Here is a 21,043-nt window from a genome sequence, read left to right on the forward strand (position 1 = left end):
TTGCATGGGGAGCATGCAGGCGCAAGGAACCACGGCGGCCGCTACACCAGCCAGTCGTCCAGGGCATAGGCGCGAATATAGTCGACCTTCAGCTCGGCGCCGTCGTTGAGCCCGGCATCGGGCGTGCCTGCCACCCCGCCGACCGCCAGGTTGACGATCATGTACATCGGGTCGTGCATGTCGCTTGGGGTGTCGGCGCTGGCGACCGCAACGTCGTCGAAATACCAGACGATCTTCTCAGGCGTCCAGAGCACACCGTAAGTGTGGAAGCCGCCGGTATCGTCGACCGTGACGGCATCGGATATCGAGGTGCGCTCGCCGGTCTCGTTCGAATGCACGGTGACATGCACCGTGTTGGGGTCCTGGCCGCGCATTTCCACCACGTCGAGTTCCGGCGGCCAGGAGCCGTCCGCAGGCAGCAGCCAGAAGGCCGGCCAGGTTCCGCGCTCGTCGGGCATGTCGGCGCGGATCTCGAAGTAGCCGTAGGTCTGGGAGAACGACGAATGGGTCGTCAGCATGCCGGACGTGTATTCGTAACCGTCGATGATCGGGCGGATATCCTCGGGCGTCTTCTGTGCTGTGATCGTCAGGACGCCATCATCGATCGAGAAGGGATCGACCGACGAGGTCGGGCCGTAGGAGGGATTCACATACCACTGCTTTTCGCCGTTTTCGGTCAGGGTCGCGCCCTTTTCCGGCGCCCACCAATGGCGGGCATCCCAGGTGCCGCCGTCGTCCGAAAGGCTCAGCCCATTGAAATTGTCCACGAAGGTCAGCGCCAGCGCCGACCGGTCGAGCGCGAGGCGAAACTGATCGGCCCGGAAATCGGCGATCGTCGTGTCGGCGAAGACAAAGCTCTCACCACCACCGAGCGCAAGACGCACGTCGTCTCCCTCCTGGCGCATGGCGGACAGCACGCCGGCGAAAGAGGTAAGTCCGTAGCCATCGAGGCGCAACGTGTCGTCCGCGCCGAAGTCCGTGACAAGATCGCTGCCATCGCCCTTGCGGATGACGAAGATGTCAGCCCCGCCGCCACCGATCAGCACGTCGTTGCCCGCACCGCCGCCGATCGTCTGGCTGCCGGACCCGCCGGTGACGATGTTGTCGAGATCGTTGCCGAATGCGTAGCGGCCATGGCCCGTGACGGTCAGGTTCTCGATATGCGCCGGAAGCGTATAGCTCATCCAGGTGGAGATCGTGTCGATCCCCTCACCCGCGGTCTCGAACGCCCGATTGCGCGCCGAATAGAGGTAGTAGATGTCGTCGCCGGTGCCGCCGGCCATCGTGACATCGACCGCGCCATCGCCCCACATCGAGTCGTTCCTGGCCGTGCCGTTAAGCCTGGGGCCTGAGCCAGTGGCGGAAAACCATGCCGAAGAGCCACCGCTGTAGTGAAGGGCGACGCCAAGGGCGTTCAGAATGCTTCCGGCCATCTATCCAGTCTCCGTTGCGCGCACGCTCCTCCCAGCGATGCGCTCGTCATCCATAGGGTGCGATCAGGCTAGCAGTGGCGGGCGAACGCGTCGAATCGGCCGGCGCCTCGGGCAGGCTGGTGGCGAGAGGGGACACCCACCGATCACACCCAAAATACCATCGGAAAAACAATATGTTGCGGAAGTTTTTTAGCCATCGGCGATTGCGGCGCGGGTGTCCCAAGGCGCGACACAAGCCGTCCCGCGTTAATCCAGCGTCACCCATTCCGGCACATTGAAACTGGGAAAAGCCGGTAGACTGGCCACGAGAGTTCTTGAGTTTCAGGGGATTAAACCAGAGCCTCAATTAGCGGGTTCTGGCGGAGGCCAAAATTGTTCGAGGCCCTGTGCAAAAACAAAAAGCCGGGCACGAGGCCCGGCTTCATTTTTGCGGATCCGCGATCCGACAGCCTTAGCTGTCGAGGAAGCTGCGGAGCTTGCGGCTCCGGCTCGGGTGCTTGAGCTTGCGCAGCGCCTTCGCTTCGATCTGGCGGATACGTTCGCGGGTAACCGAGAACTGCTGACCGACTTCTTCGAGCGTGTGGTCGGTGTTCATGCCGATGCCGAAGCGCATGCGCAGGACACGCTCTTCGCGCGGCGTCAGCGAGGCCAGCACGCGGGTCGTCGTCTCGCGCAGGTTCGCCTGGATGGCGGCGTCGATCGGCAGCAGCGCGTTCTTGTCCTCGATGAAGTCACCGAGATGCGAATCCTCTTCGTCACCCACCGGGGTTTCGAGCGAGATCGGCTCCTTGGCGATCTTCAGGACCTTGCGGACCTTTTCGAGCGGCATGGCGAGCTTTTCGGCCAGCTCTTCCGGCGTCGGCTCGCGGCCGATCTCGTGCAGCATCTGACGCGAGGTGCGGACGATCTTGTTGATCGTCTCGATCATGTGCACCGGAATGCGGATCGTGCGCGCCTGGTCGGCGATCGAGCGGGTGATCGCCTGACGAATCCACCACGTCGCGTAGGTGGAGAACTTGTAGCCGCGGCGATACTCGAACTTGTCGACCGCCTTCATGAGGCCGATATTGCCTTCCTGGATAAGATCGAGGAACTGAAGGCCACGGTTGGTGTACTTCTTGGCAATCGAGATCACGAGACGGAGGTTGGCTTCCACCATCTCCTTCTTGGCGATACGGGCTTCGCGCTCGCCCTTCTGCACCATCGAGACGATGCGGCGGAATTCGGCAATCGAGATACCGGTTTCCGTGGCGAGGTTCTGGATCTCCTGGCGGATGTCGCGGATCGTCGTGTTTTCGCTCTTGGCGAATTCCTTCCAGCCGCGGGCGGCCAGATTGGCGATCGACTTCATCCAGTTCGGATCGAGTTCCGCACCGGAATACTGCTCCAGGAACGAGTCGCGCTTGACGCCATAGCTTTCGGCAAGGCGCAGCAGGCGGCCCTCGTTCTGCATCAGGCGCTTGGAGATGTCGTATAGCTGCTCGACGAGGCTGTCGACGCGGTTCTGGTTGAGCGACAGCGACTTGACGGCCGTAATCAGCTCGTCCTTGAGCTCCTTGTAGCGGCGCTCCTGGGCGGGCGACAGCGTACCGGTCGCCTGCAGACGGGCTTCCACCTGCTGGTCCTGCAGCTTGCGCAGCTTCTTGTAGGTCTCGGCGATCGTGTCGAGCGTTTCCATGACCTGCGGACGCAGTTCCGCTTCCATGGCGGCGAGCGACAGGTTCGACTCGTCGTCGTCCTCTTCCTCTTCCTCCGCCGGCATGCTGTCGCCGCCGACATTGGTGATGTCGTCGTCGTTGGCAGCGCGTGGCTTGCGGGTCCGTTCCTTTTCCTCGGCGGCCTTGCGGTCGGCCTCGATCTTTTCCGGGCTCTGGAACTGCGGGGCAGCCTTCGCCTCGGGACCGGAATAGGTCGTCTCGAGGTCGATGATCTCGCGCAGCAGCGTCTGGCCTTCGTTGAGTTCATCCCGCCAGATGATGATGGCCTGGAACGTCAGCGGGCTCTCACAGAGGCCGGCGATCATCGTCTCGCGGCCGGCTTCGATGCGCTTGGCGATGGCGATTTCGCCCTCGCGCGACAGGAGTTCAACGGAACCCATTTCGCGCAGGTACATGCGAACCGGATCGTCCGTGCGGTCGGTCGGCTCCTTCTTCTTGGCCGTCGCAAGCGCCGTGCCGCTGGAAGGGGCAATCTCGCCGCCCTCGCCTTCGCTGTCGTCGTCGCTCGCCTCGTCTTCGCCGCCCTGGGTCGCCTCTTCGGCGTCCTCGTCCTCGATGACGTTGATGCCCATGTCGGAGAGCATGGCCATCGTGTCCTCGATCTGCTCCGAGGTCACTTCCTCGGAGGGCAGGACAGAATTCAGCTCGTCCATCGTGACATAGCCGCGCTTCTTGGCGGCCTTGATCATCTTCTTGACTGCATCATCGGAAAGATCGAGAAGTGGGCCGTCGGATGCGCCTTCGCGTTCGTTTTCGACTTCCTCGTTCTCTTTGACCTTTGTCGCCATTTATTTCGTCGCTTTCCTGAGCATCCAGTTTTCAAGCGGTTAGGGTTTCCGCAGCCGATCGCCCTTCGGCATGCGTAATCGCTTTTCAGCGCCCCTGACCTAACGGATTGACAATTAAATCCTGATTAACCACATCCCGGCCCGCGGGACTATGGATATGTTGCCGAGGCAACACAATTGACATGACTTCCCGATCTGCCGTACCCATTCCTTGCTCGCCAACAATGGTGATTCCCAGAATTTTCGGTTCCGTCAAGCTTTTCCGGCAAAAAAGCCGCAAAAGGTTACGATTCGGGTTCGCGAGCGGACAAGTCGGCGGATCCGGGTGATTGAGCCTTCATGTAGGCGCAAATCCCGGAAAGACAAGAGCCGCCGTCTTTGCCCGCCAATCCTGCACGCACACCGATTCGCACGCCAGAGTTTCAGAACGAGCGTCCATCCACCTTGGTGATGGTCAGTGTCTCAAGATCGATCGCCGGAATACAGCGCAGATTGATCGCCGCCATGCTGTTTCCCTTCGGATCCTTGCCCTCGCCGTAGGGCGCGATACCGCACTTGGCGCAGAAATGATGTTCGATGACATGGCGGTTGAAGGTGTAGGTCGAGACGCTCTCCGCAGGCGTCGTCAACGTGAACTGATCCGCAGGCACGAAGGCAAGCAGCCCACCGCGCCGGCGGCACAGGGAACAGTTGCAGTCGAGCCCCGTGTCGAACTCGCCGTCCACTTCAAACGCGATATTGCCGCAATGGCAGCTGCCTTCGTATTTCATCGCAAAGCTCCTCTCAGTACCAATCCATCACGACCTTGCCGGAATTGCCCGAGCGCATCGCCTCGAAACCATCCCGGAATTCGTCGATCCTGATGCGGTGGGTGATGATCGGCGAGAGGTCGAGCCCGCCCTGCACGAAGGCGATCATCTTGTACCAGGTCTCGAACATCTCGCGGCCGTAGATGCCCTTCAGCGTCAGCATCTTGAAGATCACCTTGTTCCAGTCGATGCCGAAACCATCCGGCGCGATGCCGAGAATGGCGATCTTGCCACCATTGTTCATCGTGTCGATCATCGAGCGGAAGGCCGGCGGCGCACCGGACATTTCAAGCCCGACGTCGAAGCCTTCCGTCATGCCGATCTCGGTCATCACTTCGGCCAGGTCCTGCTTCGACGCATCGACGACATAGTCGATGCCGACCTTGCGGGCGAGGTCTAGGCGAAGGGGATTGATATCGGTGATGACGACTTTTCGCGCACCCGAACGCTTGGCGACCATCGCGCCCATGATGCCGATGGGGCCGGCGCCGGTGACGAGCACATCCTCGCCCACCAGATCGAAGGAGAGCGCGGTGTGCACGGCATTGCCGAACGGATCGAAGATCGCCGCCACCTCGTCCGGCACCTCGTCGGGGATCGGCACGACATTGTGCTCGGGAATGCAGACGAACTCGCCGAAGGAGCCCGGTCGGTTGACGCCAACACCTTTGGTGTAATGGCACAGATGCCCGCGGCCGGCCCGGCAATTGCGGCACTTGCCGCAGACGATGTGCCCCTCGCCCGAGACACGCTCGCCGACGTGATACTTGGTGACCGACGAACCGACCTCGGCGATCTCGCCGACGAACTCATGGCCGACGACCATCGGCACCGGAATGGTCTTCTGGGCCCAATGGTCCCAGTTCCAGATATGCACGTCCGTGCCACAGATTGCCGACTTCTTCACCCGGATGAGCACATCGTTCGGCCCGACCTCCGGCACCGGAACAGTCTCCATCCAGAGGCCGACTTCAGGTTTCGCTTTAACCAGCGCACGCATCATGTTCGACATGACGAAATCTCCACAAGGGATTCAGAAGACTCTTTAAATGACGCCCAGTTCGCGGCCGACCTCGGCAAAGACCTGGATCGCCTTGCGGACATCCGCCTCGCTGTGTGCGGCCGACATCTGGGTGCGAATGCGCGCCTGGCCGCGCGGCACGACAGGGAAGGAGAAGCCAACGACATAGACGCCCTTCGCCAGCATGCGCGAGGCCATCTCCTGCGCGAGCGTGGCATCGCCCAGCATGACCGGAATGATCGCATGCCCCTCGCCCGCCAGGGTAAAGCCGAGCTTCGTCATCTCCGTGCGGAACAGGTCCGCATTGGCATAGAGGCGCTGGCGCAACGCATCGCCGTTGTCGATCAGGTCGAAGACCTTCAGCGAGGCGGCCGCGATAACCGGGGCGAGCGTGTTGGAGAAGAGATAGGGCCGCGAGCGCTGGCGCAGCCATTCGACGACCTCCCGCTTACCGGACGTATAGCCGCCGGACGCGCCGCCGAGCGCCTTGCCGAGCGTGCCGGTGATGATATCGACACGGCCTTCCACGCCGCAATGTTCGGCGGAGCCACGGCCGTGTTTTCCGACGAAACCGACCGCGTGGCTGTCGTCAACCATGACCATGGCGCCGTATTTTTCGGCAAGGTCGCAGACGCCCTGAAGGTTGGCGATGATGCCATCCATCGAGAAGACGCCGTCCGTGGCGATCATCTTGAAACGCGACCCCTCCGCCTTCTTCAGTTCCTCCTCCAGCGCCGCCATGTCGTTGTTGGCATAGCGGAAGCGTTTCGCCTTGGAGAGCCGCACGCCGTCGATGATCGAGGCATGGTTCAAGGCGTCGGAGATGATGGCGTCATCTTCGCCCAGCAGCGTTTCGAAGAGACCGCCATTGGCATCGAAGCAGGAGGAATAGAGAATCGTGTCCTCGAGCCCGAGGAACGACGAGATGCGCGCCTCGAGCTGCTTGTGCTCCTCCTGCGTGCCGCAGATGAAGCGCACGGAGGCCATGCCGTAACCGTAGCGGTCGAGCGCCTTCTTTCCGGCGTCGGCCAGGTCTTCGTTATCGGCAAGGCCGAGATAGTTGTTGGCACAGAAATTCAGCACGCGCTCGCCGGACGCGACGGCGATTTCGCCGGCCTGTTTGGAGGTGATGACGCGCTCGGATTTGTAGAGACCGGCGGACTTGAGGCCGTCAAGTTCGGATTGCAGATGGGCGATGAAGGCGGAGGTCATGGCTAAACACTCTCGGCTTTGAGAACGGTTCAATGATTCAGGCGATTGTCGCCGCATAACCGGCCATCAGCGGTTCGAAATCCTCCATTGGGGGGAATTTTTCGTAGCTGTGCTTGGCAGGCGTCGTCGCCCAGGCGAGCTTTTCGCTCGTATAGGTTTCCACGAAGGGGCTGTACCAGCTTATATCGTCGAGCATGGTCGGCCGCACATTGACGAAGAAATCGAGCCCCTGCGGCCGCGTGAACATCCATGTCATGCAGTCCGGGCAGAAATGATGGCCCGCTTCCGGGCTGGCGCCAGCCACGACGGGTTCACCCTCGATGACGGCAAACCCTTCCGTCGGGATCGCCGCGCTCAGCGAATAGGCGCTGCCCGACATGCGCTGGCAGCCCGTGCAATGACAGGCCATGGTAATCATCGGCGGCGCGCTGATGCGGATCTTCACCCGCCCGCAGCGGCAGGCGCCATCGAGCGGCAATTTCAGTCGAGTCATAGGTTCGGCTTCCCTTCCGATGCACGCCGGCTTGTTCTTTTGCTCGTGATGCCGGCGATTTGTCTCTACGCGATAGTTCTAGCGCAGCGGCAGGCCGCGTAAAGGGTCGCGGCTGCTCTTTTGGATGTTTCAGGGACGATCGCAGGCGATCAGCAGGAACATCGGCCGGTTCAGTTCCACCTGCCATTCCGGATGCTCCGCAAGCTGCGCCGCGCTCGGCCGCCACTCCTCCACATGGCGAATGACAAAACCCGCGCCAATCAGCGCATTCAACGTCGTGCCGAGCGTGCGGTGATATTTGACGACACCCTTGGCGAGCCAGTCCGTCGTGCGCGATCCTTCGACGAGGTAGCCATCCACCGGCCAGACCGTAGCACCGCCGACCTCGGCCCATTCGGGCTTCGACGGCGCCATGTAGATCGGATGTTCGATGGTGAAGACGAAGGACGAGCCTGGCACCAATGCCGCGTGGATGCTCCGCGCCAGCCGGTCGAAATCGGCGACATAGTGAAAGGCAAGCGACGAATAGGCGAGGTCGAAGCCACCTTCCGGCAAGTCCAGCTGGTCGAGATCGGCAATTTCGTAGCGCACGGCGGGCGACACCGTCTCCGTCCTGGCGCGGGCGATCATGTTTTCCGACAAGTCGAGGCCCAGCACACTTGCGGCCCCTTGCTCCGCCGCATGACGCGAAAACCAGCCGAAGCCGCAGCCGAGATCGACGATGCGCTTGCCCGCAAGATCGGGCAGCAGCGCGCGCACCGAGCCCCATTCCGCAGCACCCGCAAGCCCGTGAACCGAGCGGGGAAGGTTGCTGTAGCCCTCAAAGAAGGCGGGCTGGTCATAGATGTTCTGCGCCATGGGAAACGTCCTTTCCAGGCGGACATAGCGTCTTTTCGCCGGAGGGCAAACCCCGCCCGGCGGGCTTGACAGACGCCGCTTGCCGCTATCCGGTGGCGTTGCGAAAGGACGCACCATGACGATACTGGACAGGTTTTCCCAAAAAGGCCGCGTGGCCATCGTGACCGGCGGCGGGCGCGGCATCGGTTTCGAGATCGCCAAGGCCCTGGCGGAAGCCGGCGCGCATGTCGTGGTGACGGGCCGAACGGCAGCGACGCTCGACGAGGCCGTGGCGAAGATTGCAGCCTTCGGCGGCAGCGCGGCGGCAGCCGCCTTCGACATCGCCGACCGCGCCGCCCAGCGCGTAATGCTTGCCGATATCGAGTGCCGGCACGGCCGGCTCGACGTGCTCATCAACAATGTCGGCGCCCGCGACCGACGTCCGCTGGCCGAGATGGACGACGAGGCCATCGACGACCTCATCCGCACCGACCTAGCCGCCGCCGTCAGCCTCTCGCGCGACGCGGCCGCCCTCATGAAACGCAACGGTCACGGCCGGCTGATCGCGATCACCTCGATCGGCGGGCATGTCGCCATGCCGAACGACGGCGTCTACCCGGCTGCCAAGCAGGGCCTCACCGGCCTGATGCGCAGCATGGCCGTGGAGTACGGGGCTTTCGGCATCACCAGCAACGCCATCGCGCCGGGCTGGTTTGCCACCGAGACCAATGCGGCGATGGCCGCCAACGAGGACCTGATGCCCTTCGTGCGCCAGCGCATCCCCGTCCAGCGCTGGGCCCGCCCCGACGAAATCGCCGGCGCCGCCCTGTTCCTGGCGAGCGACGCGGCCTCCTTCGTCAACGGCCATGTGCTGGTTGTGGACGGCGGGATGACGGTCAGGATGTGAGGCTCAGAGCCCCGCGGCTGCCGCCTCCAGCCCGGCAATGTCCAGCTTCACCATCGTCAGCATCGCCTCGGTAACACGCTTGACTTTCGCCTGGTCCGGATCGCTCATCAACTCGCCGAGCCGTGTCGGCGCGATCTGCCAGGAGAGGCCCCAGCGGTCCTTCAGCCAGCCGCATTGCTCCACCGAACCGCCCGCCTTCAGCGCATCCCACAGCCGGTCAAGGTCGCCCTGCGTTTCGCATTCGACCATGATGGAAAAGCTGTGGTTGAACGGGTCGAGCGGCCCCGCCTCGATCGCCATGTAGCGCTGGTCGCCGAGCGTGAAGCTCGCGACCTTCACGCTGCCGGGCGGACCGCTCGGCGTTTCGGCCAGAAGCGGTGAAATCCACTGGACGGATGAGCCCGGGATGAGCGACGTGTAGAAGCCGATGGCGGCCTCCATGTCCTTTTCGAACCACAGATGTTGCGTGACTTTCATGGCGACGTCCTCCTTGCTGAACAGACACAAGGACGAACGGCGGATGAACGTTCCGACAGGCGCTACGAAAATCTAGCCGGCGAAGTCCTCGATGACGGCAAGGAAGGCGTCGCCGAACCGGTCGCGCTTAGAAAGGCCGATGCCGGGAATGTCGAGAAGCTCCTCCCGGTCGCGCGGCCGCTCCTTGGCAAGCGCGATCAGGGTCGTATCCGGGAAGACGACATAGGGTGGCACGTCGAGGTCCTTGGCGATGGCGAGGCGCTCGGCACGCAATGCCTCGAAAAGCTCGCGGTCGGAGCCGGTGAGGTTCGACCGCTCACGGGCGGCCGGAGAACCGCCGGCTTTCGCCTTGCGTCCCGTCTGCGGCCGGTCCTTGCGGAACAAAACCTCGCGCTCGCGGCGGAAGACGGCACGCGCGTCCGGCTCCAGCTTCAGCGCTCCATAGGCCGAATGATCGACGCTGATCAGCCCCATGGACAGCAATTGCCGAAAGATCGACTGCCAGATGCGCGGCGGGACATCGCTGCCCGCCCCGAAGACAGGCATGCCGGTATGGCCGAAGCGCTCGGTCTTTTCGTTCACCGTCCCCTGCAACACATCGATGACATGGGCCGCGCCGAACCGTTCGCCGGTGCGGTAGATGGCGGCGAGCGCCTTTATGGCGGCTTCGGTGCCGTCCCAGGTCTCGACCGGATTGCGGCAGGTATCGCAATTCCCGCACTGGCCCACATGGGACTCGCCGAAATGCGCGAGGATCGCCTTGCGGCGGCAGCCTGCCGTCTCGCAGATGGCGAGCAACGCCATCAGCTTGGCGCGCTCGATGCGTTTTATCTCATCGGCCGCATTGCCCTCGTCGATCATCTTGCGGCGCTGGACGACGTCGGCCATGCCGTAGGCCATCCAGACCTCGGACGGCAGGCCATCACGCCCGGCGCGGCCGGTCTCCTGGTAATAGGCCTCCACCGAACCCGGCAGGTCGAGATGGGCGACGTAGCGCACATCCGGCTTGTCGATGCCCATGCCGAAGGCAACAGTCGCGACCAGGCAGAGATTTTCCTCCTTCAGGAACGCATCCTGGTTGGCGTCGCGCACCGCGCGGTCGAAACCGGCATGATAGGGCAGCGCACGAATGCCCTGCGTGTTCAGCCACTCCGCCGTGTCCTCCACCTTGGCGCGCGACAGGCAATAGACGATGCCGCTCGCCCCCTGATGGCGTGACAGGAAACGCAGCAGTTGCTGGCGTGCCTGATCGCGCTCGGCGATCTCATAGGCGATGTTCGGCCGGTCGAAGCTGGTGGTGAAGACATCGGCGTCCTGAAGTCCCAGGCGCTCGATGATGTCCTCGCGGGTGTGCGGGTCCGCCGTCGCCGTGAGCGCCACACGCGGCACGCCGGGATAACGCTCGCCCAGCATGCCGAGCGTACGGTATTCCGGCCGGAAATCATGCCCCCATTGCGAAACGCAATGCGCTTCGTCGATGGCGAAGAGCGCAATCCGCACATCGGCGACGAGTTCGGCAAAGCCCTCCGTCACGATGCGCTCTGGCGTCACGTAGAGCATGTCGAGATCGCCGGTGTGCATCGCGTCGCGCACCGCGAAATATTCCTCGCGGGAGAGCGATGAGTTGAGGGCCGCCGCCCTGACACCGAGCTGCTTCAAGGCCTCCACCTGGTCGCGCATCAGGGCGATGAGCGGCGAGATGACGATGCCCACGCCGTCGCGGCAGAGGGCCGGAATCTGGAAGCACAGCGATTTGCCAGCACCGGTCGGGAACAGCACGACAGCGTCGCCGCCAGCCGTCACGCGCTCGATGACCGCCTGCTGCTTGCCGCGGAAGGCATCATAGCCATAGACGCGCTTCAGCACGTCCAGAGGGCGGGCCGACGGCGCATCGAACAGGGCGGCAACGGGACTGGAGGATCTGGTCTGGGTCATCATGAGCACGTTCTATCTCCATTCGGCCAGGCATGGGACCCTCGACAAGCGCTCCACAGGCAACTTTCATCCTCCATCCATAATGTTCTTGATTTGTTCTTAATTCAAGATAAAGTTGCACACAATGAGGGAGGAGAACGATGATGGATCTCTATGCGACACTCGGCACATCCGACGCCGCGGCGACGACGGCATTCTACGATGCGGTGCTCTCGACGATCGGCTGGGCGGTCCAGTCCGATTTCCCGGGATGGCGCGGCTACACCCAGGGCGGCGAAGAAAAGGGCTTCACGCTCTGGCTTTGCACGCCGTTCAATGGCGAGGAGGCAAGTGCCGGAAACGGCACGATGATCGGTTTTCCGGCAGCGTCACACGACGACGTACACGTCTTCCACGCCGCAGCGCTCGCCCATGGCGGAACCGACGACGGCGCGCCCGGTCCCCGTCCGCAATACGGGCCGGACTGGTACTCCGCCTATGTGCGCGATCCTTCGGGCAACAAGCTGGCGATCGTCTTCAACGGCTGACGGCGGGATGTGGGCGACATAAAGCGGCGCTAACGCGCCGCTGGCCCCTTCACCCGCCCGGACAGCACACCAAAACCTTCGATGATCGCCTCCTGATTCTCCAGTCGCACGGTCTCCTGCTGCACCTCCTGCAGCGCACGGAGAATCTGCGGCACGCGTTCGCCGTCACCCTCTTCGGTCGAGACGGCGAGTTCCCGTTCCAGCTCGCGGCGCTGCCAGAGCAGCGCGCGGGTGCGCTTGTGCAGAGCCAGCGCCTGCAGGTAGCCTTCGCGGGCGTCCTCGGGGGCGGCTTCCACTGTCGCGGTCCACAGACGGGAATTGCGGACCTGCTGTTCGAGCGTTTTCAGCACCGTGTCGAAACCGACAGCCTCCAGCTCCTCGATCAGCCGGTCGCGCTCGAGCCTGGTGCCAATGGCCCCGGCGATGCCGATGAGGGCCGACCACAGCCTTTGCAGGTCGCGGTTCTCGTATTCGATGATGGCGATTTCATCGTAGTCGCTGAACAGCAGGCCGGGATGGTTGACCACGGTGAGCGCCAGCACGCTTTCGCGCAATGCCGGCAGATCCTGCGCGCCGCGCACCAGCGCCGAACGCATCAGCCGGTCGGAGATGCCGGTCGGAGCGGTATTGGCCTGCGATGCGTTGCGCCCGCCGCCCTTGCCCTGCCGGTTGCCGGAAAAGGTGCCGCCGCCCTGACGCTGTGCGGGACGGAAGAAAGTGTTCAGCCGGTCGCGCATGTTCTGCTGATAGTGCCGGCGCACGTCCTCGTCGGCGATCACGGCGGTCACCTGGCGCAGGCGCGCTTCCAGCGCCGCGCGGCTTTCCGGCGTGTCGAAATTCGCGCCCTGCACCTCGCGGCCCCAGATCATCTCGGCAAGCGGTCGGGCACCGGCCATCACCTTGTCGAAGGGCGCGCGCCCCTCGTGGCGCACCAGATCGTCCGGGTCCTTGCCGTCCGGCAGCAAAGCAAAGCGAACGGTGCGCTCCGGCTTGATGAACGGCAGCGCCAGATCGGCGGCGCGGTTGGCCGCCCGGATGCCCGCACCGTCGCCATCGAAGCACAGCACCGGCTCCGGCGTCATCTTCCACAGCAATTCGAGCTGATTTTCGGTGAGCGCCGTACCGAGCGGCGCCACCGCATTCTCGATGCCCGCCTGATGGAGCGCGATCACGTCCATATAACCTTCGACGGCAATGATGGTGCCCGGGCCGTCGGCGCCCTGCGCACCCTTGCGGGCACGGGCGTGATTGTAGAGCACGCTCCCCTTGTGGAACAGCTCGGTCTCGTTGGAATTCAGATACTTCGCCGGCGCATCCGGCGACATGGCGCGGCCGCCGAAGGCGATGACCTTTTCCCGGATCGACAGGATCGGGAACATGATGCGATCGCGAAAGCGGTCATAGGAGACCGGAATCTCCGGTCCGTGCACGACGAGGCCACACGCCTCGATCGCCTCCTTCGGCACGCCCTTGCCGGCCAGGAATTCCTTCAGCGCATTGCGGCTCTCCGGCGCAAAACCGAGCCGGAACGTCTCAATGGTGCGCCCCGTCAGGCCGCGATCGCGCAGATAGGCGCGCGCCTTCGCGCCGGCCGGTGTCTGAAGCTGGTCCTCGAAGAATCCGGTCGCCATTTCCATGACCTCGACGAGGCCCATGCGCTCCTTCTCGCGCAGCTCGGCCTGCGGATCCGGTTGCGGCATGGCGACGCCGGCAAGATCGGCGATCTGCTGCACGGCTTCCGGGAACGACAGCCCGTCGAGATCGGTGAGGAAGCGGAAATGATCGCCGGAAACGCCGCAGCCGAAACAATGGTAGCGGCCCTTGCGATCCTCGCAGTGGAAGCTCGGCGACTTTTCGCCGTGGAACGGGCAGCACGCCCAATAGTCACCGCGCGAGACATTGGTCTTGCGGCGGTCCCAGGTCACGCGCCTGCCGATCACGTCCGAAATGGAAACGCGGTCACGAATCTCGTCTAGGAAGGCGTTGGAAAAGCGCATGGGTCCCTCGGTCAGGCTTCATATAACCATGCCGGTGGCCCGCCGCCAGCAATAGTCGCCCACCCACAGCAATTCACAGGGGCAGAGTGCCGAAGCGCCGCTTGATCCATTCTCTTTTGAGGGAATAGGTCGTTGGCGCCGGCGCACCAGATCGAACCACGGAACAGTACCTATCGCGCAATTTCGGTGTTTTTGTTCTCGCGCAGAACCGATATGGCATTCGGAACTGGGAACTCTGGAAGGTGATGGCAATTCCGATCATACCGCCCCTCTCGTTTACAACGCCCCGGCTGACATTGCAGGCCGCTCGATCTGAACACGCCGAAAGCCTGTTCGAGGCATATACCGGACAGCCTGAGGCCGCGCTTTACCTTCAGCGCCGCGAGCATTCGTCGCCTGCGCAAACGCTCGCTGTCATAGAGACCTGGGGAGCAGGCAAATGGCTGGATAACAACCGTTTCGCCTGGACCATCCTTCTTCCGGAAGGCAAGGCGATCGGGTTGTTCCTCATGCTGATCGACAACACATCGGCCGAAATCCACTATGGAATCGGCACGACCCATTGGGGGCACGGGTTTGCGACAGAAGCGGGAAAAGCCGTCATGAGTTGGGTCGTCAACGAATCGGGCCTGTCGGACGTCGCGACCTGCTGTGCCACGCAGCATATTGCCAGCCTGAAGGTGCTGGAAAAAATCGGCCTCGCGCGCATCAAACTGTTGCCTGCGCATATCCAGCTTGCCGCGAAGGGGCTGGCGACGGACGGATGGCTCTATCGCTGGACGCGATCCTGACCGCTTGAAAATCCGGTGGTTCGTAACGAACGCAGGCACTGAAAAGCCCTGCGGGGACTCTGTGGCAAAATCCAAGTTTCGCCACAGAGAATGATCGGTATCCAAGGCTCGTGCGGAGCCGGGATTCTTATTTCAGCAGTTCCTTCACCACACCGGAGGCCTTGGCGAAGTCCATCTGGCCGGGATAACGTTCTTTGAGCGCATTCATGCACTTGCCCATGTCGCGCAGGCCATGTGCACCGGTCTCGCTGACCAGGGACGCACAGAGCTCCTTCATCTTCTCTTCGGGAATCTGCGCCGGCATGAAGCTTTCGATGACAACGATTTCCTGGCGCTCCTGAGCGGCAAGCTCCGGGCGGCCGTTGTCGGCAAAGATTTTCGCCGATTCTTCGCGCTGCTTGATCATCTTGGCCAGGATCTGCATGATTTCGTCCGCCTCGACCGGGCCCTTGCCCATGCCGCGGTTGGCGATATCGCGATCCTTGATCGTTGCCTGGATCAACCTGAGCGTCGAAACGCGGCAGGAATCCTTTGCCTTCAGCGCATCCTTCAACGCATTTGCGAATTGCTCGCGCATCATTTTCTCCATTGGAAGCCGCCCGGCGCCGGTTGTCCGGACGGTCTTCGATTGTGCCTTCTCGTGCATGCTCATAGACCGACGAAGGGGGCGGTCGCAAACGGATTGCATAAGCGATTGAATTTACTCGCTTTATATTTCCACGCAATCCACAGGCGGCGGTTGACCCCGTCATCCGCTTTGTCTATTTTCCGGCACCTGCACGAAATTTGGCAATCAGGGCGAACCAACGCGGGTTTCCGCGCGCCCTTGCCTGCGACTTAAATGGTGCCCGGTCCCTTGGCTTTCAAGCCTTGGCACCCCGGCTCCGGAAAAGGGATGCTCATGACCTCGACCCCCGCATGGACCACCGAAAAGCCAACCGCCCTGCTCGTCCTTGCCGACGGCACGGTGATCGAAGGCAAGGGCATCGGCGCCACCGGCAAGGTGACGGCGGAAGTCTGCTTCAACACGGCACTGACCGGCTACCAGGAAATCCTCACCGACCCCTCCTATCTCGGCCAGATCGTCACCTTCACCTTCCCGCATATCGGCAATATCGGCGCCAATGACGAGGATATCGAAGACCTGACGCCCGCCGCCCGCCACGGCGCCGTCGGCACGATCTTCAAGGCCGATATCACCGAGCCGTCGAACTACCGCGCCACGAAGCACCTCGACGCCTGGCTGAAGGCCCGCGGCATCATCGGCCTCTCCGGCATCGACACGCGCGCGCTGACCGCCTGGATCCGCGAAAACGGCGCACCGAACGCGGTGATCGCCCACGACCCGAACGGCGTCTTCGACATCGAGACGCTGAAGGCGGAAGCCAAGGCCTGGAGCGGTCTCGTCGGCCTCGATCTCGCCAAGGTCGCCTCCTCCGGCCAGTCCGCGCGCTGGAGCGAAAAGCCCTGGGTGTGGAACGAGGGTGCCGAAGACCTCGCGGATGCCGACGTGAAATACCACATCGTCGCGCTCGACTATGGCGTGAAGCGTAACATCCTGCGCCTCTTCGCCGGCCTCGGCTGCAAGGTCACCGTCATGCCGGCAACAACGAGCGCTGACGAGGTGCTCGCCCAGAAGCCGGACGGCATCTTCCTCTCGAACGGCCCGGGCGATCCGGCCGCCACCGGCGAATATGCCGTGCCGGTCATCAAGAGGCTGATCGAAACCGGCATCCCGGTCTTCGGCATCTGCCTCGGCCACCAGATGCTGGGTCTCGCCGTCGGTGCCACCACCGAAAAGATGCACCAGGGCCACCACGGCGCAAACCACCCGGTGAAGGACCACACGACGGGCAAGGTCGAGATCGTCTCGATGAACCACGGCTTCGCCGTCGCCTCGTCCTCGCTGCCCGCCGGTGTCGAAGAAACCCACATCTCGCTGTTCGACGGCTCGAACTGCGGCCTGCGCCTCACCGGCAAGCCAGTCTTCTCCGTCCAGCACCACCCGGAAGCCTCCCCCGGCCCGCAGGACAGCCACTACCTCTTCCGCCGCTTCATCAACCTGGTGCGTGAGAAGAAGGGTGAAGAGGCCATTCCAGAGCGGGCGTAAGCGTCCCCACCACACAATCAAGGCCCCGGACAATGTCCGGGGCCTTTTAGTTTTGGCATCCTAGAAACCTGCCGCTGCCCCCAAGCGCGGCTTGCTGCCGCCGGCCACGCTCCCATAGGGGAGCGACGGCTCATGCTGGGCGAACGACAGCTCTCTGCCGCACCAGCCGATAAAAACGCCAGTTGAGCAAAACCGACGCGGCGGCGAGGCCGGCGAGGAAGCCGAACCAGACGCCGATGCCGCCGAAACCGGCCGGGAAGGCGAAGAACCAGGCGGCAAGAAAACCGATCGGCCAGTAGGAGATCAGCGCCAGGATCATCGGGATGCGCGTATCCTTCAGGCCACGCAACAGGCCGGCGGCGATCGCCTGCAAGCCGTCGACGAGCTGGAAGACACCGGCAATCACCACGAAGGGGCCGGCGATGGCGAGCACGGCCGCCGAATCCCTGCCCGCCTTGTCGAGGAAGATCGAGGCGAGCGTCGTCGGAATGACGGCGAAGAGGATGCCGCCACCGACGGCGATGACCGCGGCGACGATGAGCACGGCCCAGGCGGCGCGCACGACGCCGAGATGATCACCCCGGCCATGGGCTACGCCGACACGCACCGTGCCGGCCTGCGCCAGGCCGAGCGGGATCATGAAGGCGATGGAGGCGAGCTGCAGCGCGATGCCATGGGCGGCAAGCTCCAGCGTGCCGATATTGCCCATCAGAAGCGAGGCCCCGGTGAAGAGGCTGACCTCTGCCAGCATGGTCAGGCCGATCGGCAGGCCGAGATGAACGACCTCGCGAAAAGCCTGCCAGTCCGGCCGCCAGAAGCGCACGAAGAGCTCGTAGCGGCGCATGTCGGCACGCGACTGGATATAGGCGGTGATCAGCAGGAAGCTCAGTACGTTGACGACGACGGAGGCGATGGCCGCCCCCTCCATGCCGAGCGCCGGGAGACCGAAATGGCCGAGCACCAGGGCGTAGGCGAGGATCGCGTTGACCGTCAGGATGGTGAACGTGACATAGAGCACGATGCCGGCCCGGCCATGCGCGCTGACGAGGCCACGCAGCGTCATAAAGAGTAGCGCCGGGCCCATGCCCCATTGCGCGATCTTCAGATAATTGCCGGCAAGGGCCGCCACTTCCGGCTTCTGGCCGGAGTAAAGCAGGATGCTTTCAGCGCTGTAGAAGAGCGGGATCATCAGCACGGAATAGAGCAGCACCACCCACATACCCATGCGCACCGAGCGGCGCACGGAAACGGTGTCGCCCCGGCCATAGGCCTGCGCCACCATGGGCATGACGGCATTGGCAAAACCCGAGCCGAGGATGAAGATGGTGAAGAAGAACTGGCTCGACAGCACGATCGCCGCCAGATGCGCAGCACCGAGCCGACCGAGGATGACCACATCCGTCGTGTGAATGCCGAGCTGGGCGAGCTGCGCGCCGATCAACGGCACGCCGAGGGTAAAGGTCGTCCGGAAATGGGCGGCCCAGCTATTGTCCTCGCGATGCGTGGCGATGTGCATGATAGTTCTCACTTTCGCGTTGCTTCGGATCACAAGTTCCGGCCGCGATCAATCGAATAGATTTGATGTTTTCATCAAATCCGCGCGAAACCGGGCTTTTCGCTCCCGATTCCGGCAAAAATTTCGTCAAAACGTCACGTTTGAAGGCGCTTCAGGCGTTTTCCGGCGCCAAAGTCTCCGCCGGGCCAGCACCGGCACCACGCAGCTTCACCGCGAAGATCGCCAGACCGACGAGCAGGATCACCGCGGCGAGCGCATAGGGCGCGCCGGCAAACACCACCGGCGCCTGAGGCCCGGTGAAGTGGCTGAACACCTGCGTGAAGATCAGCGGCCCGATGATCGTGGTGAAGCTGGAGACGCTGGTGAGCGCGCCCTGCAACTCCCCTTGCGCCGACGGCGGCACGCGGGCCGAAGCGATGGAGCGCAAAGGGGGATCCGCCAGGCTTTCCAGCGCCGTGCAGGCGATCACGACATAGACCATCCAACCCTGCCAGGCCGCACCGTAGCCGGCAAGACCCAGCATGGAGAAGGAAAGGCCGAGCACCGCCGTGCGATATTCGCCGAGCTTCGGCACGACACGCGGCAGCACGAAAGCCATGACGATGGCGCCGCCGATGCCGAAAACACCGAGCGACAGGCCGATCTGTCCTTCGCTCCAGCCATAGCGGAACGCGGCGACGAAAGACCAGACGGAGGGATAGACGGCGTGCGCCAGCCAGTAACAGAAGAAGACGAGTCCGATCCACAGCACGCCGGGATAGTTGCGCATCTGGAGGAGCGCGCCAAGCGGATTGGCACGGGAGAACTCGAAGCGGCGGCGGTTGGCGGGTTCCAGGCTCTCGGGTAGCAGAAACCAGGCCGCGACGAAATTGAGGAAGGCAAGCGCCGCCGCGCCATAGAACGGGACGCGCGGCCCGAACTCGCCAAGCAGGCCGCCGACCACCGGCCCGAGCGCGAACCCCGTGCCGAAGGCAATGCCCATCAATCCGAAGTTTTTCGCACGCGTTTCATCGGTCGAGACGTCGGCGATATAGGCGGCGGCCGTGCCGAAGCTCGCGCCGCTGATGCCGGCCAGCACCCGGCCGACGAAGAGCATCCAGTAGCTCGTCGCGAGCGCACAGATGAGGTTGTCGATGGCGAAGGTGAGAATGCACGCGAGCAGCACCGGCCGCCGGCCGAAACGATCGGACAGGTTGCCGATGAACGGCGCGAACAGGAACTGCATGCCGGCATAGACGAGCAGCAGCCAGCCACCATCAATCGCCGCCTCGCTGATGCTGTCACCCGTCAGCTCGCGCAGATAGGTCGGCAGAACCGGCATGATGATGGCGATGCCGATCACATCGAGGAACATGATCATGAAGACGAGGGAGAGCCCGCGCCGGGTGGTCCTGGCATCGATCATGCTATGCCCTCTGGAATGATCAGAGCCCGACCGGGCGGGCGAAAACGTCAGGCAGAGAGTTCTATTTCACTTTTCTACGCGAAACAATCCGTGAACATCGGAAACTTTTTGATGAATCCGATACATTTTGCTGATCCCACATGTCACTCGACCCAGGGGTTTGCCTTCACGAAATCCACGAAGGCGCGCAACGGAACGGGCATCAGGGTGCGGCTCGGATAATAGAGGAAGGGACCGGAGAACGTCTGGATCCAGTCCGGCATCACCACCTGCAGCGCACCGGAGGCAAGGCCGGGCGCCAAGAATTCCTCAAACGTGCAGACGATGCCAAGACCGGCGACGGCCGCATGCTGCTCGACCTCGTTCGATTCCGAGATCAGGCAGGCCGGCGGCGTGATCGACACCCTCTCCTCTCCCCGCTCGAACAGCCAGGTCAGGACGCGGCCGCTTGCGAAGCGGTGCAGGATGCAGCGATGCTGCATCAGGTCGCGCGGATGTTCCGGCACGCCGTGTTCGGCAAGATAGGAGGGCGCGGCCGCCACCACAAAACGCTGGCGGCGCGGGCCGATCGGCACGGCGATCATATCCTGGTGCAGCGCTTCTTCATAACGTATCCCGGCGTCGAAACCCGCGGCCAGCACATCCACCAGCGCATCGTTGGAGGCGACTTCCAGCGTGATGCCCGGATAGGCCTTGAGAAAGGGCGTGACGATCGGCGGCAGCACGAAGCGGGCAACAATGCCCGGCACGTTGAGCCGCAGCCGGCCAACCGGGCGGTCGCGAAGGCTATTGACGCCATCGATCGCCGCCTCGACCTCGGACAGCGCCGGCGCCAGCCGTTCGAGCAGACGCTCGCCGGCATCCGTCAGGGTCACGCTGCGCGTCGTGCGGTTGAACAGGCGAAGGTCGAGCCGCGCCTCCAGCCGCCGCATGGCCTCGGACAGTGTCGAGGCGGAGACGCCGCGCAGTTTTGCCGCAGCGCGAAAACTTTTCACGCGGGCGATCGCGACAAAGGCGTCGAGATCGGCAAGGGGAATGGAACTCATTGTTCGGATATCCGCACGGCT

The 21,043-nt window shown here is 63.2% G+C and carries 18 protein-coding genes; 4 read left to right on the plus strand and 14 right to left on the minus strand.

What is annotated here, in order from left to right:
• Positions 1 to 41: 41 nt before the first annotated feature.
• From eglC to GR138_RS03130, 7 genes are all read right to left on the minus strand, one after another.
• Positions 42 to 1,433, minus strand: a complete 1,392-nt coding sequence (eglC, locus tag GR138_RS03100) for an endo-1,3-1,4-beta-glycanase EglC (RefSeq protein ID WP_160857130.1) — start codon at positions 1,431 to 1,433, stop codon at positions 42 to 44.
• Positions 1,434 to 1,884: 451 nt separating this feature from the next.
• Positions 1,885 to 3,939 (minus strand): RNA polymerase sigma factor RpoD, encoded by a 2,055-nt coding sequence (rpoD, locus tag GR138_RS03105; RefSeq protein WP_160857131.1) that lies wholly within the window; start codon positions 3,937 to 3,939, stop codon positions 1,885 to 1,887.
• Between the two features lie 422 nt (positions 3,940 to 4,361).
• Entirely contained in the window at positions 4,362 to 4,709 is a 348-nt protein-coding gene (locus GR138_RS03110; RefSeq protein WP_160857132.1) for a GFA family protein, read from the minus strand.
• 13 nt (positions 4,710 to 4,722) lie between these two features.
• Entirely contained in the window at positions 4,723 to 5,760 is a 1,038-nt protein-coding gene (gene tdh, locus GR138_RS03115) for an L-threonine 3-dehydrogenase (RefSeq protein ID WP_160857133.1), read from the minus strand.
• Positions 5,761 to 5,793: 33 nt separating this feature from the next.
• Positions 5,794 to 6,981 carry a glycine C-acetyltransferase gene (locus tag GR138_RS03120; RefSeq protein WP_160857134.1) on the minus strand — a complete coding sequence of 396 codons (1,188 nt, stop codon included), beginning with the start codon at positions 6,979 to 6,981 and terminating at the stop codon, positions 5,794 to 5,796.
• A gap of 37 nt (positions 6,982 to 7,018) precedes the next feature.
• Positions 7,019 to 7,474, minus strand: a complete 456-nt coding sequence (locus GR138_RS03125; protein ID WP_160857135.1) for a GFA family protein — start codon at positions 7,472 to 7,474, stop codon at positions 7,019 to 7,021.
• Positions 7,475 to 7,603: 129 nt separating this feature from the next.
• The gene (locus tag GR138_RS03130) at positions 7,604 to 8,332 is read right to left on the minus strand and encodes a class I SAM-dependent methyltransferase (RefSeq protein WP_160857136.1); all 729 of its coding nucleotides are present in this window, start codon (positions 8,330 to 8,332) and stop codon (positions 7,604 to 7,606) included.
• A 115-nt stretch (positions 8,333 to 8,447) separates the two neighbouring features.
• On the opposite strand from GR138_RS03130, the gene GR138_RS03135 reads away from it, so the two are divergent.
• Entirely contained in the window at positions 8,448 to 9,218 is a 771-nt protein-coding gene (locus tag GR138_RS03135; RefSeq protein ID WP_160857137.1) for an SDR family oxidoreductase, read from the plus strand.
• Between the two features lie 3 nt (positions 9,219 to 9,221).
• Here GR138_RS03135 and GR138_RS03140 read toward each other — a convergent pair whose 3' ends face one another.
• The gene (locus tag GR138_RS03140; RefSeq protein ID WP_160857138.1) at positions 9,222 to 9,695 is read right to left on the minus strand and encodes a VOC family protein; all 474 of its coding nucleotides are present in this window, start codon (positions 9,693 to 9,695) and stop codon (positions 9,222 to 9,224) included.
• A 72-nt stretch (positions 9,696 to 9,767) separates the two neighbouring features.
• Positions 9,768 to 11,633: a DNA helicase RecQ gene (recQ, locus tag GR138_RS03145; RefSeq protein WP_420853610.1), complete on the minus strand. Its 1,866-nt coding sequence runs from the start codon at positions 11,631 to 11,633 to the stop codon at positions 9,768 to 9,770.
• A gap of 140 nt (positions 11,634 to 11,773) precedes the next feature.
• On the opposite strand from recQ, the gene GR138_RS03150 reads away from it, so the two are divergent.
• Positions 11,774 to 12,157 carry a VOC family protein gene (locus tag GR138_RS03150; protein WP_160857417.1) on the plus strand — a complete coding sequence of 128 codons (384 nt, stop codon included), beginning with the start codon at positions 11,774 to 11,776 and terminating at the stop codon, positions 12,155 to 12,157.
• A gap of 29 nt (positions 12,158 to 12,186) precedes the next feature.
• On the opposite strand, the gene dnaG is transcribed toward GR138_RS03150, so the two are convergent.
• Entirely contained in the window at positions 12,187 to 14,154 is a 1,968-nt protein-coding gene (gene dnaG, locus GR138_RS03155) for a DNA primase (RefSeq protein WP_160857140.1), read from the minus strand.
• A 245-nt stretch (positions 14,155 to 14,399) separates the two neighbouring features.
• Here dnaG and GR138_RS03160 point away from each other — a divergent pair, with 245 nt between their 5' ends.
• A complete protein-coding gene (locus tag GR138_RS03160; RefSeq protein ID WP_160857141.1) occupies positions 14,400 to 14,945 on the plus strand; it encodes a GNAT family N-acetyltransferase in 546 nt (181 codons plus the stop codon).
• Positions 14,946 to 15,072: 127 nt separating this feature from the next.
• Here GR138_RS03160 and GR138_RS03165 read toward each other — a convergent pair whose 3' ends face one another.
• On the minus strand, positions 15,073 to 15,522 hold the full coding sequence (locus GR138_RS03165; RefSeq protein WP_202402478.1) for a GatB/YqeY domain-containing protein: 450 nt from the start codon (positions 15,520 to 15,522) through the stop codon (positions 15,073 to 15,075).
• 324 nt (positions 15,523 to 15,846) lie between these two features.
• Between GR138_RS03165 and carA the strand changes: the two genes are divergently transcribed.
• The gene (carA, locus tag GR138_RS03170; RefSeq protein ID WP_160857142.1) at positions 15,847 to 17,055 is read left to right on the plus strand and encodes a glutamine-hydrolyzing carbamoyl-phosphate synthase small subunit; all 1,209 of its coding nucleotides are present in this window, start codon (positions 15,847 to 15,849) and stop codon (positions 17,053 to 17,055) included.
• A 130-nt stretch (positions 17,056 to 17,185) separates the two neighbouring features.
• Here carA and GR138_RS03175 read toward each other — a convergent pair whose 3' ends face one another.
• The 3 genes from GR138_RS03175 to GR138_RS03185 form a co-directional block, all read right to left on the minus strand.
• Positions 17,186 to 18,571, minus strand: coding sequence for an MATE family efflux transporter (locus GR138_RS03175; RefSeq protein ID WP_160857143.1), 1,386 nt, complete (start codon positions 18,569 to 18,571; stop codon positions 17,186 to 17,188).
• A gap of 151 nt (positions 18,572 to 18,722) precedes the next feature.
• The gene (locus GR138_RS03180) at positions 18,723 to 19,976 is read right to left on the minus strand and encodes a TCR/Tet family MFS transporter (protein ID WP_160857144.1); all 1,254 of its coding nucleotides are present in this window, start codon (positions 19,974 to 19,976) and stop codon (positions 18,723 to 18,725) included.
• A 143-nt stretch (positions 19,977 to 20,119) separates the two neighbouring features.
• Complete coding sequence (locus tag GR138_RS03185) at positions 20,120 to 21,022, minus strand: LysR family transcriptional regulator (protein ID WP_160857145.1); 903 nt, start codon at positions 21,020 to 21,022, stop codon at positions 20,120 to 20,122.
• Positions 21,023 to 21,043 lie beyond the last annotated feature (21 nt).

This window comes from Shinella kummerowiae, assembly GCF_009827055.1.
GTDB classification, from domain to species: Bacteria; Pseudomonadota; Alphaproteobacteria; order Rhizobiales; family Rhizobiaceae; genus Shinella; species Shinella kummerowiae.